The following is a 13,272-nucleotide window of genomic DNA, read 5'->3' as shown; positions in this document are numbered from 1 at the left end:
GTACATGACAAAATTACGCGTTCATGAATATGCGAAACAAGTAAGCCAGTCAAGTAAAGAAGTGATTGATCAGTTATCTAAGCTCCAAATTGATGTGAAGAATCATATGTCCATGTTAGAACCAGAAACGATTAGCAAATTAAATCATGTATATAAAAAAGGCACTCAACAACAGAGTGTACAGTCAAACCCAACAAAAGGGCAGCCAGGAACTCGTCCTGCAGCAAGAAAAGAGCAACCCTCTTCTAGTCCTGCTCAAACAAAACAAAATAATAACCAAGGAAGTACTATGAATAATAATTCAACTTCAAAAGACAACTCAAAACAAAGACCATCAACAAATAATAATCAAAACCGAAGCCAAACGAATAATCGTGGTGGCCAAACAAGCAACACGCAAGGTGGCAACCGTCCAAACAATAATTCAAGAGGTGGTAGCCAAACGAGCAACACGCAAGGTGGCAACCGTTCAAACAATAATTCAAGAGGCGGCAGCCAAACAAGCAACACGCAAGGTGGCAACCGTCCGAATAATAATACAAGAAGCGGTAGTCAAACAAGCAATACGCAAGGTGGCCAACGTTCTAACAATAATGCTAGAAGCGGTAGCCAAACAAGCAACACACAAGGTGGCAACCGCCCTAATAATAATGCAAGAGGCGGCAACCGTAGCAATAATGCACAAGGCGGCAACCGTAACAACAACCAACGACGCAAACCAGGCATTCATGGCGGACAGCGCCGTAAGAATCGTCCACAACCGGCACCACAGCCAGCTGTGAAAAAAGAATTGCCAGAAAAAATCACGTTTTATGAATCACTTAGCGTTGGTGAATTAGCTAAAAAATTAGGCCGTGAACCATCTGAAATCATTAAAAAATTGTTCATGCTTGGTGTTATGGCTACAATCAACCAAGAACTTGATCAAGACGCAATTGAATTAATTTGCGCAGACTACGGTGTTGAAGTAGAAGAAGAAGTACGCATTGATGCTACGGATTTAGATACTTACTTCGAAGAAGATGAAAATGAAGATACTGCAGATATTAAAGAACGTCCGCCAGTAGTTACAATTATGGGTCACGTTGACCATGGTAAAACAACTTTGCTTGACTCTATCCGTAACACTAAAGTTACAGAAGGCGAAGCGGGCGGTATTACACAACATATCGGTGCTTATCAAGTTGTTGTCCAAGGCAAAAAGATTACTTTCCTAGACACACCAGGACATGCCGCTTTCACAACTATGCGTGCGCGTGGTGCTAAGATTACCGATTTAACAATCCTTGTTGTGGCTGCAGATGACGGTGTTATGCCTCAAACAATTGAAGCAATCAACCACGCAAAAGCTGCTGAAGTTCCAATCATTGTAGCTGTCAACAAAATGGATAAACAAACAGCAAACCCTGATCGTGTGATGCAAGAATTAACAGAACATGGTTTGGTTCCAGAATCGTGGGGCGGGGATACTATCTTTGTACCGATTTCTGCATTGTCTGGCGAAGGTATCGACCAATTGCTTGAAATGATTTTGCTTGTGTCTGAAGTAGGCGAATTAAAAGCAAATCCTAAACGTCGTGCTATTGGCTCTGTCATTGAAGCACAATTAGATAAAGGCCGTGGCTCTGTAGCAACATTATTAGTTCAAAACGGTACACTAAATGTAGGAGATCCAATTGTTGTGGGTCATACGTATGGTCGTGTTCGTGCAATGGTCAACGATCTTGGTCGCCGCGTGAAAAGCGCAGGTCCATCTACGCCTGTAGAAATTACTGGCTTAAATGAAGTGCCACAAGCAGGGGATCGTTTTGTTGTATTTGAAGATGAAAAAACAGCTCGTCAAGTAGGGGAAGCTCGCGAATCGACTGCTATCCAAGAAATGCGTACTGAAAAACAACGCGTTACACTTGATAACTTGTTTGAACAAATGAAACAAGGCGATATGAAAGAATTAAACTTAATTGTCAAAGCAGATGTTCAAGGTACAGTTGAAGCAATGGCTGCTTCATTGATGAAAATTGATGTAGAAGGCGTTAATGTGAAGATTATTCATACAGGCGCGGGCGCTATTACTGAATCTGACATTTCACTTGCAGCTGCTTCAAATGCAATTGTAATTGGTTTCAATGTTCGTCCTGATGTCAATGCAAAACGTGCTGCAGAAGCTGAAGGTGTAGATATTCGTCTTCACCGCATTATTTATAAAGTAATTGAAGAGATTGAAGCTGCAATGAAAGGCATGCTAGATCCTGAATATGAAGAAAAAGTAATCGGTTCTGCAGAAATTCGCGAAACCTTTAAAGTTTCAAAAGTTGGTACAATTGCCGGCGGTTATGTAACAGAAGGTAAATTAACTCGTGACAGTGGTGTACGTGTGATTCGCGAGGGAATTGTTATCTTTGAAGGTGTGTTAGATTCTTTAAAACGTTTCAAAGATGATGCAAAAGAAGTTGCAAGAGGGTATGAATGTGGTTTTACAATCAAAGACTACAATGACCTTAAAGTAGGCGACCAAATCGAAGCCTTCGTAATGGAAGAGATTAAACGCTAATGATGGCATATGCAGAGTGTGAATTTTTTGTTCCTGCTGCACATTCGCTAAAAGAAAAACGTGCTGTTTTGCAGTCTATGACTATGCGTGTAAAACAGAAATACAATATCTCTATTGCAGAGATAGACCATCAAGATGTTTGGCAAAGAACGCTTCTAGCTCTTGTTTCTGTTGCTTCTTCACAACAAGCAGCGGAAAGAGAGCTAGAGCGGGCTATCGCTTTTCTTGAGTCAAATCCGGAATGGCAATGCCTTCACATTGATCGGGAGTTTATATAAGAAATAGAGGTGAACGTTTATGTCAATGCGCTCAACACGTGTCGCTGAACAAATGAAAAAAGAATTGGCAGATATCATTAGCCGTAAAATCAAAGATCCAAGAGTTGGATTTGTAACTGTAACGGATGTAGAGGTAACTGGTGATCTTCAACAAGCGACGGCATATATTACTTGCCTAGGAAATGAAAGAGAACGCCAGGATACGTTAAAAGGGCTTGAAAAGGCGAAGGGTTTTATTCGCTCTGAAATTAGCCACCGCATTCGTTTGCGAGTTACACCGGAACTTTCTTTCGCTTTTGATTCTTCAGTAGAATATGGCAATCGAATCGATTCATTGCTGCGCCAACTGAACGATTCACAAGACCAATAGACAAAAGCCTGCAATTAGAGCTTGCAGGCTTTTTCTCTTAAAAAACGTATTAAATATTTGGTGTAATGTTGGCAAAGGAGTGAGTTACATGCATGGTATTTTACCATTATGGAAAGAAAAAGGCATGACTTCACACGATTGTGTATTCAAGGTGCGAAAAATTTTACATACAAAGAAAGTCGGGCATACCGGCACATTAGATCCCACTGTTGAAGGTGTGCTGCCAATATGCATAGGAAATGCTACAAGGCTTGCTGAGTATTTGACGAATGCCGGAAAAACCTACGAGGCTGTAATTGAAATTGGGGTTTCCACTACTACAGAAGATGCCGAAGGAGAGATAGTGGAAGAAGATTTGTCGGAAAAGCAAATTAGCCACAATGAGTTACTTCAGGCTTTACAATCGCTTACCGGCACAATCAATCAAACCCCACCTATGTATTCTGCCGTAAAAGTAAATGGGAAAAAGCTTTATGAATATGCAAGACGGGGCGAAACTGTTGAACGTCCAACAAGGCAAGTGACCATTTATGAATTGGAGTTATTAGACCATTCTACAGAATATAAGGGTGAAAAAATTCGGTTCTCTGTCCGTATAAGCTGTAGCAAAGGGACTTATATTCGAACGCTTGCTGTGCAGATTGGTGAAGCGTTAGGGTATCCTGCTCATATGGCTTCATTAGTACGCATCAAGTCAGGTACCTTTACAAAGGACGATTGTGTTACATTATCCGAATTACAAGAAAAAGTTGATGCCGGCTTGCTTCAAGAGTGCATGAAGCCATTGGAATTTGCACTTTATGAATATCCACAGATAGAGCTTACTGAGTCTATTGAAAAGGCCATTAAAAATGGACAAGTTCTGCTAATGCATCCTGCGCTTAATAAAAATGATAAAATTGTTTATATGAAAGGCAATTCTGCAGTTGCTGTATATATAAAGCATCCAGAAAAAGAGGGATTCATGAAACCAGAAAAAATGTTTCCAAACGTGGATTAGGTAGGAGGAAATTGTTATGAAAGTGATTCATCTCATGTATCCGCATCAAATCAATTCGCCGGAAGTTCAAGGCCCTTACTCACTAGCCATTGGTTTTTTTGACGGCATTCATCTTGGTCATCAAGCGGTTATAGAAGAGGCAAGAGAACAAGCAAAAGCGAAAAACTTAAAATTAGCTGTGATGACATTTGATCCACACCCTTCCATTGTATTGGGAGGCCGAAAAGAACAAGTGTTTTATATCACTCCTTTGAAACAAAAGATTGAAATCCTGAAAAAATTGCAAGTTGATACTGTATTTGTTGTTCGCTTTACTTCTGATTTTGCCAATTTAAATCCATCTGAATTTGTTGATATATTTATTCGCGAGTTAAATATTAAACATGTAAGTGCTGGCTTTGATTATTCATTTGGCAAGAAAGGTAGCGGCAAAATGAAAGATATGAAACAACTTAGCAATGGCGATTACGAGGTATCTATTGTGGATAAAAAACAGTTTGAAGAAGATAAAATTAGTTCTACACGGATTCGGAGTGCCCTAAAAGAAGGCGATATGGAATCCGTTCGCCACTTGTTGGGACGACCATATCAAATCCCTGGCGTTGTGGTTCATGGGGATAAGCGAGGCAGAGAAATTGGATTTCCAACTGCCAATGTTCAAGAAGCAGAAGGTACTTTCATACCGGCAACTGGTGTCTATGCAGTAAAGATTGAAGTACAGAATGAGTGGCATAATGGTGTATGTAATGTCGGCTATAAACCGACTTTCAAAAATCCAGATGAAAAGAATTTAACGATTGAAGTGTTTATTGACCAATTTGATAAAAATATCTATGGTGAAGAAGTGAAAGTGGATTGGTATAAATACTTGCGAGGCGAAAGAAAATTCAGTGGAATTGAGGCATTGAAAACCCAAATTGAAGCTGATAAACAACAGGCATTAGAATACTTGCGCTCATTAGTTTAAATCAAATATAGTTGCATGAGTAACTTGTTTATGTTACTATTTTCTAAGTGATCCGCTTCTAGCGGCGCTGAACCATTACTTGGCTCTACGAATCACCAACGAGTTGCTCAGTAATAGGGGATATTTTTTAATCAGTAGGAGGTGAATAGGATGGCACTAACACAAGAACGCAAAAACGAAATCATTGCTGAATACCGTACACACGAAAGTGATACTGGTTCACCAGAAGTTCAAATCGCTGTCCTTACGGAAGAGATTAACAACTTAAACGAACATTTACGTGTTCACAAAAAAGACCACCACTCACGTCGCGGTCTATTCAAAATGGTCGGTCGTCGCCGTAACTTATTAAAATATTTACGTGAAAACGACGTACAACGTTACCGTGAAATTATTACAAAACTTGGCTTACGCCGATAAAATGAAACATCAAACAGCGAGGGATTCTGCCCGCGCTGTTTGTTAGTTCAATCAGTCGAAACCTACTCCATCCTCATTGTGTACAAGTTGCACAATTGAAGTGAAGTAGGAGCCGAGATTAAATGCATGAGATGAAAGCGGGCTTGTCCCGCTTTTTCTTTATGTTTAATAAAATTCCAGCCATCTATAGCGAATAAAAGCGGAATGTAGAGAAATGTTTCGCAAAGCGCATTTATTTTTGATAAACTACAAGTAACTACATAACATAAGCTTATATGTAATTTAGGTTTTCTTTTTAAGAGAGGAGTTCAATAGATGAACGAAAAAAAAGTTTTTACCTATGAATGGGCAGGACGACCATTGCAAATCGAAGTCGGCCAGCTTGCAAAACAAGCAAACGGTGCAGTAATGGTACGTTACGGCGAAACAGCTGTACTATGTAATGCTACTATGTCTAAACACCCAAAACAAACTGATTTCTTCCCTTTAACTGTGAACTATGAAGAAAAACTTTATGCAGTCGGTAAGATTCCTGGAGGTTTTATTAAAAGAGAAGGACGTCCATCTGAACGTGCTGTTTTAACATCTCGTTTAATTGACCGACCAATCCGTCCATTATTCCCAGACGGTTTCCGTAATGAAGTACAAGTTACCTCAATGGTTATGTCAGCTGATCCAAACTGCAGCAGCGAAATGGCGGCTATGGTAGGTTCATCATTGGCTCTTATGGTATCTGATATTCCATTCGACGGACCAATCGCAGGTGTTCAAGTTGGTATGATTAATGATGAGTTTATTGTTAATCCTACCGTGGAACAATTAGATCAATCATTGATTAATCTTACTGTTGCAGGCACCAAAGATGCGATCAACATGGTGGAGGCTGGTGCCCTAGAAGTGCCAGAAGAAACAATGCTTGAAGCAATCATGTTCGGACATGAAGAAATCAAAAAGCTTATTGCCTTCCAAGAAGAAGTAATGAAGGAAGCAGGCAAAGAAAAAATCGAAGTAACATTGCATGAGTTAGATCCACAATTGACTGAAAGCATTGCTTCTCAATTTGAAACTCAAATGAACGCAGCGATTCAAACGCATGAAAAACATGCACGTGATGAAGCGATTGAAGCAGTAAAAGCTGAGGTAATTGCACAATTTGAAGAACAAGAAGCAGACGATGCTACATTGAAACAAGTTGGCCAAATTTTAGATAAGATGGTCAAAGAAGAAGTCCGTCGATTGATTACCGAAGAAAAAATCCGCCCAGATGGCCGTAAATTAGACGAAATCCGTCCATTATCTTCAGAGACTGGATTGTTGGCGCGTGCTCATGGTTCAGGATTGTTTACACGTGGACAAACACAAGCGCTATCAATCTGTACGCTTGGCGCATTAAGCGATGTTCAAATCATTGATGGTCTTGGTGTAGAAGAGTCAAAACGCTTTATGCACCATTATAATTTCCCTCAATTCTCAGTTGGGGAAACAGGACCAATGCGTGGTCCAGGACGCCGTGAAATCGGTCACGGAGCACTTGGAGAACGTGCATTATCCGCGATTATTCCAGATGAAAAAGATTTCCCTTACACTATTCGCTGTGTATCAGAAGTATTAGAATCAAATGGTTCAACATCACAAGCAAGTATCTGTGCATCTTGCCTAGCATTGATGGATGCAGGTGTTCCAATTAAAGCACCAGTAGCAGGTATTGCGATGGGTCTTATTAAAAAGGGCGATTATTATTCCATCTTAACGGACATTCAAGGTATGGAAGACCATCTTGGCGATATGGACTTTAAGGTAGCTGGAACAGCAAAAGGTGTAACAGCACTTCAAATGGACATTAAAATTGATGGTTTATCCCGTGAAATTCTAGAAGAAGCATTAGTGCAAGCAAAACGCGGCCGTATGATTATTTTAGAATCTATGTTGGCTACAATCGCTCAACCGAAAGAACACTTATCTGCATATGCACCTAAGATTCAGCAGATTCATATCAACCCTGATAAAATCCGCGATGTAATTGGGCCAGGGGGCAAACAAATCAACAAGATTATTGAAGAAACAGGCGTAAAAATCGATACAGAGCAAGATGGTACGATTTCAATTGCTTCTTCAGATGAAGATATGATCAAACGCGCTAAAGAAATAATCGAAAACATTGTGCGTGAAGCAAAAGTCGGCGAATACTATATGGGTAAAGTTAAACGTATCGAAAAATTCGGCGCGTTCCTAGAAATCTTCCCTGGTAAGGATGGCTTGCTTCATATTTCTGAAATTCAAGAAGAACGTACAAAAGCTGTCGAAGATGTCTTGAAATTAGGTGATGAGCTATTGGTGAAAGTCATTGAAATCGATCGCCAAGGCCGTGTCAACTTATCACGCAAGATTGTTATTAAAGAAGAAAAAGAAAGAGCAGAAGAACAATAAGACTGTTTTATTTAAAAAGTTAAGCAGTTAAAGAATATATTATGTCTGCAACGAGGTTGTCTAAATAAACGACAGCCTCTTTTTTATATAAAGGAGGAAGATTATTGAGGACTAAACATATATGTAAAAATGGCGTTAGAATTCTTGTTGAAAAACGTCCATACGTTAGATCGGTGTCCATGGGCATTTGGGTAAATGTAGGTTCCAGAGATGAAAGTCCTGAATTAAACGGAATAACACATTTCATTGAACATATGTTGTTTAAGGGTACATATAGTAGGACAGCAAAAGAAATAGCTGAATCCTTTGATCGTATTGGAGGGCAATTAAATGCCTTTACGTCTAAAGAAAATACTTGTTTTTATGCCACCACTTTGGATATCCATGCAGTTGAAGCGCTGAACATTTTAGCGGATATGTTTTTCCATTCATCCTTCGATCCGCAAGAAATTGAAAAAGAAAGGCAAGTAATTTATGAGGAAATGCTATTAGTTGAGGATACGCCAGATGATGAAGTAGATGAAAGGCTTTGGCGAGCCATGTTTCCTGACGATCCAATTGGTGCTCCTATCCTAGGTACAAAAGATACATTGGAAACCTTCACAAAAGAAACGCTAGAAGATTTTATGGAGGCACATTATACGCCTGAACGCATAGTAATCTCCATTGCCGGCAATGTCCCTGATCATCTTTTGGACACAGTCGCCGCATTATTTGGAGATTTTGAAAGAGACTCTGAAGTCCCTCGGATTGCTACAATACCTCGATTTGATCCAGGTATGACGATCAAGCGTAATCATGCAGAACAATCACATTTATTGCTTGGATACTCATCACTTTCAATAAAAGACCCAAATCTAATGAGTCTTCTTGTCATGAATAATATAATCGGAGATACAACGTCATCAAGGCTTTTTCAACAAGTGAGAGAAGAGAAAGCGTTAGCCTATTCAATTTATTCGTATTACTCTGCTTACCAAGATACTGGCGCTTTTATGATTTATGGCGGTACATCTCCTAAGCAATTGGATCTTTTGGAAGAAACTATTTTGCAAATAACAGATAACCTAAAGGGAAATGGCGTAACAGCTAAAGAAATAAAGTACGCAAAAGAACAATTAGAAAGCAATTTTTTGTTAAGCCTTGAAACCACTAATGATGTCATGCATCGAAATGCAAAAAATGAATTGATCTATGGAGAGCATAAATCGATTGAAATAAATTTAGAAGAACTGCAAGCAGTAAATGAATTAAGTGTGAATAATATCATACAAGATATACTGGGAAAACCATTTGCTAAATCGATTATTCAGCCAACTAAGAGACTTTAATATGCCTCTTAGTTTTTTTTATGCACATGCAAATGTATAATGACATACACTATTATGACGGAGAAGGAGGGGTTAAATGCTTTTATCTGAGCTCGCGGATAAAGAACTAATCCAGATGAGTGATGGAGTCCGCTGCGGGTTGCTTGCGGAAACAGAGTGTTTATTAGATCCGAAAACTGGGCAAATTTATGGATTTGAATTAGTCCAAAGAGGTTATCGCTTGCCATTTCAATCAAAAGATCAAAAACCGCAGTCCTATATTCCATGGACAGAAATTTCACTGATTGGCGAAGACCGAATTTTATTCAAAAAAACACAACCACTGAAATCGGGGTACACAAAATGATAAATGAAAAATGGTTAATCCTTGGAAGAGATTTGCGGTTCAAAGAATTGGCCCTCTATTTGTCACTAGATTATGAGCAGGTTATTTATAAATATACAGACAAGTGGAATGAGGAGCTCCAACAAATCATTGAGACGGAAAAGCCTGAGCGGATTGTGTTGCCAATCCAAGCGCCAGAAATTCCTCGCGGTGCATTCGAGGGCCTCCCATCGAATGCTGTAATATTTGTCGGTAAAAGCAATCAAAGTCTACAACAGGAATTTCTGCAATTAAAAGAGGATCAGGTGATCTATTATCTGCAGGATGAATCGTATATATGGCTGAATGCTAGATTGACCTCTGAAGGAATGCTGCGGGCATTTTATGATTTAGAGAATACTTCAGTATTTGACAAATCATTTTGTATTACAGGATTTGGCCGTGTAGCTAAGATGCTTGCCTACATGTTCCATAAATTGGGTGCAAATGTTCATATTTTGGCAAGATCCAACAGCCAAATTCAAGAGGCCATTGCCTATGGCTACGTTGCAGATCAATTGATACCGGAGAATACAACAGAACACGATTACTTAATTAATACAATTCCGAATAAATGGTTTACTGTAGATTTCTATAATGCATTAGAAAAAAAATTGAACATATTTGATGTAGCATCATCACCAGGCTGCCTTAATATAGAAGAGAGAGAGAAGCTTATTTATACATTCCTTCCTGGTTTGCCCGGCAAGTATTTCCCACAAGATGCTGCAGACTTGCTTGCACAGGTGATTGTACGAAAAAATAACGAACTAAAGGAGGAATAATATGCTACAAGGCAAACGGATTGGGTTAGGGATTACTGCTTCCCATTGCACGTATGCAGACGTAATACCTAAAATCACTTCTCTCACTGAATTAGGGGCAACCGTTGTCCCGATTATCACGCATTCTGTTTTAACAGCGGCGACTCGTTTTGGTACAGGAGAAGAATGGATTGAGAAAATAGAGAGCTTGGCAGGCAATGAGGTGGTAAAAAGCATTGCGGAGGCAGAGCCATTTGGACCCTCAAATCCTTTAGATTGTATGGTCATTGCTCCGATGACAGGGAACTCTATCAGTAAATTTGCTAATGCCGCAACTGACTCTCCTGTATTAATGGCGGCGAAAGCAACTTTAAGAAATGGAAGCCCAGTAGTTCTAGGGATTTCTACGAATGATGCGCTAGGACTTAATGGAATAAATGTTATGAAGCTATTAAACACAAAAAATATCTTCTTTATCCCGTTTGGGCAAGATGATCCTATCAATAAGCCAAATTCTCTTATATCTGATTTTACGTTGATGGCAAAAACAGTAGAAGCTTCATTAAATAAAGCACAATTGCAACCATTATTGATTCAATATACTAAATAATTTAATTATTATATAAATAACTAGGTAAGTATGATACAATAGCGCCATTACTTGGATGATTAGCTGAGGAGCGATGTATAATGACGAAAAAATATACAGTAGCAGTAGTAGGTGCCACAGGGGCTGTAGGTACAAAAATTATTGAACAATTAATCAAACGTAAATTCCCTATGGCACAATTAAAACCTTTAGCGTCAAAGCGCTCTGCCGGAAAAGAATTAGCAGTAGGCAATGAGCGTTATAAAATAGAAGAAGCTACCCCAGAAGCGTTTGATGGGATAGATTTTGCCTTTTTTAGCGCTGGAGGATCCGTTTCTAAGGAACTTGCGCCTGAAGCTGCAAAACGCGGAGCAATCGTAATTGATAATACAAGTGCATTTCGAATGGATCCAGATACGCCTCTTGTAGTACCTGAAGTAAATCCTAATGATCTTGCAACACATCAGGGCATTATAGCCAATCCAAATTGTTCTACCATACAAATGGTCGCAGCACTTCAGCCAATCCGGCAAGCATTTGGGTTGAAGAAAATAATCGTATCTACATATCAAGCTGTATCCGGAGCAGGAATCAGTGCCGTAAATGAGCTAAAAGAACAAAGCGTCCATTTTGATGAGCCTACAGGAATAGAGGCCCAAATCTTACCTGTAAAAAGCGATAAGAAGCACTATCCTATTGCACGCAATGTGATACCACAAATCGATGTATTTACAGAAAACGGCTTTACCTATGAAGAAATGAAAATGATTAATGAAACCAAAAAAATTCTGCATGATGAAGCATTACCAGTAGCAGCAACTTGTGTACGCGTGCCAGTAACAGTAGGGCACTCTGAATCAGTTTATATTGAAATTGAGCGAAATGGTGTGTCAGTAGAAGAAATAAAAGAGATTTTAAAAACAGCTCCGGGGGTAGTATTACATGATGACCCTGCAACACAGCACTATCCTATGCCACTATATTCAGATGGTTTGGATGATGTATTTGTAGGTCGAATTCGCAAGGACTTAACAGAAGACACAGGTTTTCATCTATGGATTGTAGCTGATAATTTGTTGAAAGGAGCTGCGCTAAACTCTATCCAAATCGCTGAAAAAATGATTGAAGATGGACTAAAGTAAGGAGGCAGCTGAGTGAATATTGGTCGTATTGCGACAGCTATGATTACGCCGTTCCATGAAGATGGGACCATTCACTATGAAGAGATTGCTAGATTGATTGAGCATTTAATTGCGAATGGGACAGATTCACTTGTCGTCTGTGGAACGACAGGTGAATCTCCTACTTTAAGTTCTGAAGAAAAGATAAGAATATTTCAATATGTTGTGCAAAAAGCTAATAAGAGAATTCCAGTCATTGCAGGAACAGGGAGTAACAATACAAAAGAATCAATACTGTTAACACAGCAGGCAGAAGCTGCAGGCGTTGACGGCATTATGCTAGTGGCACCGTATTATAATAAACCTAGCCAACAGGGGATGTACGAACATTTTGCAGCTATTGCGCAAGCGACTTCTCTGCCGGTTATGCTCTACAACATTCCGGGGAGATCAGGTGTTAATATGACACCAGAAACCGTTCTTGCATTAAGTGATATTCCAAATATACAAATAGTCAAAGAAGCAAGTGGAAGTTTAGATCAAATGGCAGAAATTTTAGCGAATGCCCCGCAAGGATTTCAAGTATATTCTGGAGATGACGGTTTAACATTGCCGTTACTCAGCATCGGGGGATCAGGCATTGTATCTGTAGCTTCCCATTTAGTTGGATATGATATGCAAAAAATGATGAAGGCATATTATTATGGTGAGCATGAAAAAGCTGCCCGCATTCATCGAGCGCTACTGCCACTTATACGGGCACTATTTGCAACGCCTAGCCCTTCTACTTTAAAGTATGCCTTAGCAAAGCAAGGATTAGGTACGGAGAGTGTAAGGCTGCCTATTATTTCTTTAACAGCTGAGGAGAAGAGGGCATATGATCTTGCTTGGAGAGAATATGAAGAAAAGCAAAAGAGTTTTGACTAAGGTGTATAAAAGACAAAGGAATTTTCATAATTAAACTCAGCAGTGATTATAACGGAATGAATGATTTAGAAGGTCCACATTTGAACGAACACAGATGATTCGAGAATGGGTGACATTGACCCATTCTTTTTTGTTTGTGAAAACGCTCAACTATCTATATAAT

13 protein-coding genes are annotated in these 13,272 nt (G+C 39.4%); all 13 read left to right on the top strand.

Annotated features, from left to right (window positions below):
• Nucleotides 1–4 precede the first annotated feature (4 nt).
• Entirely contained in the window at nucleotides 5–2,551 is a 2,547-nt protein-coding gene (gene infB, locus RST01_RS03550) for a translation initiation factor IF-2 (protein WP_147194100.1), read from the top strand.
• Entirely contained in the window at nucleotides 2,551–2,829 is a 279-nt protein-coding gene (locus RST01_RS03545) for a DUF503 domain-containing protein (RefSeq protein WP_147194098.1), read from the top strand. Before infB ends, RST01_RS03545 begins: the two co-directional genes overlap by 1 nt.
• A gap of 19 nt (nucleotides 2,830–2,848) precedes the next feature.
• The gene (gene rbfA, locus RST01_RS03540) at nucleotides 2,849–3,199 is read left to right on the top strand and encodes a 30S ribosome-binding factor RbfA (protein ID WP_066785730.1); all 351 of its coding nucleotides are present in this window, start codon (nucleotides 2,849–2,851) and stop codon (nucleotides 3,197–3,199) included.
• An 88-nt stretch (nucleotides 3,200–3,287) separates the two neighbouring features.
• Nucleotides 3,288–4,199, top strand: coding sequence for a tRNA pseudouridine(55) synthase TruB (truB, locus tag RST01_RS03535; protein WP_147194096.1), 912 nt, complete (start codon nucleotides 3,288–3,290; stop codon nucleotides 4,197–4,199).
• A 16-nt stretch (nucleotides 4,200–4,215) separates the two neighbouring features.
• The gene (gene ribF, locus RST01_RS03530) at nucleotides 4,216–5,166 is read left to right on the top strand and encodes a riboflavin biosynthesis protein RibF (RefSeq protein ID WP_147194094.1); all 951 of its coding nucleotides are present in this window, start codon (nucleotides 4,216–4,218) and stop codon (nucleotides 5,164–5,166) included.
• A gap of 150 nt (nucleotides 5,167–5,316) precedes the next feature.
• A complete protein-coding gene (rpsO, locus tag RST01_RS03525) occupies nucleotides 5,317–5,586 on the top strand; it encodes a 30S ribosomal protein S15 (RefSeq protein ID WP_066785740.1) in 270 nt (89 codons plus the stop codon).
• A gap of 315 nt (nucleotides 5,587–5,901) precedes the next feature.
• Nucleotides 5,902–8,013 carry a polyribonucleotide nucleotidyltransferase gene (gene pnp / locus RST01_RS03520; protein ID WP_147194092.1) on the top strand — a complete coding sequence of 704 codons (2,112 nt, stop codon included), beginning with the start codon at nucleotides 5,902–5,904 and terminating at the stop codon, nucleotides 8,011–8,013.
• Nucleotides 8,014–8,117: 104 nt separating this feature from the next.
• Nucleotides 8,118–9,344, top strand: a complete 1,227-nt coding sequence (locus RST01_RS03515; RefSeq protein WP_147194090.1) for a M16 family metallopeptidase — start codon at nucleotides 8,118–8,120, stop codon at nucleotides 9,342–9,344.
• 76 nt (nucleotides 9,345–9,420) lie between these two features.
• Nucleotides 9,421–9,690, top strand: coding sequence for a YlmC/YmxH family sporulation protein (locus tag RST01_RS03510; protein ID WP_066785752.1), 270 nt, complete (start codon nucleotides 9,421–9,423; stop codon nucleotides 9,688–9,690).
• Nucleotides 9,687–10,493, top strand: a complete 807-nt coding sequence (locus tag RST01_RS03505; protein ID WP_147194089.1) for a dipicolinate synthase — start codon at nucleotides 9,687–9,689, stop codon at nucleotides 10,491–10,493. The genes RST01_RS03510 and RST01_RS03505 overlap by 4 nt, the downstream gene beginning before the upstream one ends.
• Before the next feature lies 1 nt (nucleotide 10,494).
• Nucleotides 10,495–11,082: a dipicolinate synthase subunit B gene (locus RST01_RS03500; RefSeq protein WP_147194087.1), complete on the top strand. Its 588-nt coding sequence runs from the start codon at nucleotides 10,495–10,497 to the stop codon at nucleotides 11,080–11,082.
• 80 nt (nucleotides 11,083–11,162) lie between these two features.
• Nucleotides 11,163–12,203, top strand: a complete 1,041-nt coding sequence (locus tag RST01_RS03495) for an aspartate-semialdehyde dehydrogenase (RefSeq protein WP_147194085.1) — start codon at nucleotides 11,163–11,165, stop codon at nucleotides 12,201–12,203.
• 12 nt (nucleotides 12,204–12,215) lie between these two features.
• Nucleotides 12,216–13,109, top strand: a complete 894-nt coding sequence (gene dapA / locus RST01_RS03490) for a 4-hydroxy-tetrahydrodipicolinate synthase (RefSeq protein ID WP_147194083.1) — start codon at nucleotides 12,216–12,218, stop codon at nucleotides 13,107–13,109.
• The last annotated feature ends 163 nt before the right edge of the window (nucleotides 13,110–13,272 follow it).

Origin of the sequence: Rummeliibacillus stabekisii, from assembly GCF_007988965.1 — a bacterium.
GTDB lineage: Bacteria > Bacillota > Bacilli > Bacillales_A > Planococcaceae > Rummeliibacillus > Rummeliibacillus stabekisii.
The sequence above is the reverse complement of the archived record's forward strand: the minus strand, read 5'-3'. Positions and strand labels throughout refer to the sequence as shown.

What these genes read in the sequence shown, in the direction of transcription:
- rbfA (WP_066785730.1), top strand. Translation starts at nt 2,849, where the DNA reads ATGTCAATGCGCTCAACACGTGTCGCTGAACAAATGAAAAAAGAATTG.
- pnp (WP_147194092.1), top strand. Translation starts at nt 5,902, where the DNA reads ATGAACGAAAAAAAAGTTTTTACCTATGAATGGGCAGGACGACCATTG.
- infB (WP_147194100.1), top strand. Translation starts at nt 5, where the DNA reads ATGACAAAATTACGCGTTCATGAATATGCGAAACAAGTAAGCCAGTCA.
- ribF (WP_147194094.1), top strand. Translation starts at nt 4,216, where the DNA reads ATGAAAGTGATTCATCTCATGTATCCGCATCAAATCAATTCGCCGGAA.
- RST01_RS03505 (WP_147194089.1), top strand. Translation starts at nt 9,687, where the DNA reads ATGATAAATGAAAAATGGTTAATCCTTGGAAGAGATTTGCGGTTCAAA.
- rpsO (WP_066785740.1), top strand. Translation starts at nt 5,317, where the DNA reads ATGGCACTAACACAAGAACGCAAAAACGAAATCATTGCTGAATACCGT.
- RST01_RS03500 (WP_147194087.1), top strand. Translation starts at nt 10,495, where the DNA reads ATGCTACAAGGCAAACGGATTGGGTTAGGGATTACTGCTTCCCATTGC.
- truB (WP_147194096.1), top strand. Translation starts at nt 3,288, where the DNA reads ATGCATGGTATTTTACCATTATGGAAAGAAAAAGGCATGACTTCACAC.
- RST01_RS03495 (WP_147194085.1), top strand. Translation starts at nt 11,163, where the DNA reads ATGACGAAAAAATATACAGTAGCAGTAGTAGGTGCCACAGGGGCTGTA.
- RST01_RS03510 (WP_066785752.1), top strand. Translation starts at nt 9,421, where the DNA reads ATGCTTTTATCTGAGCTCGCGGATAAAGAACTAATCCAGATGAGTGAT.
- RST01_RS03545 (WP_147194098.1), top strand. Translation starts at nt 2,551, where the DNA reads ATGATGGCATATGCAGAGTGTGAATTTTTTGTTCCTGCTGCACATTCG.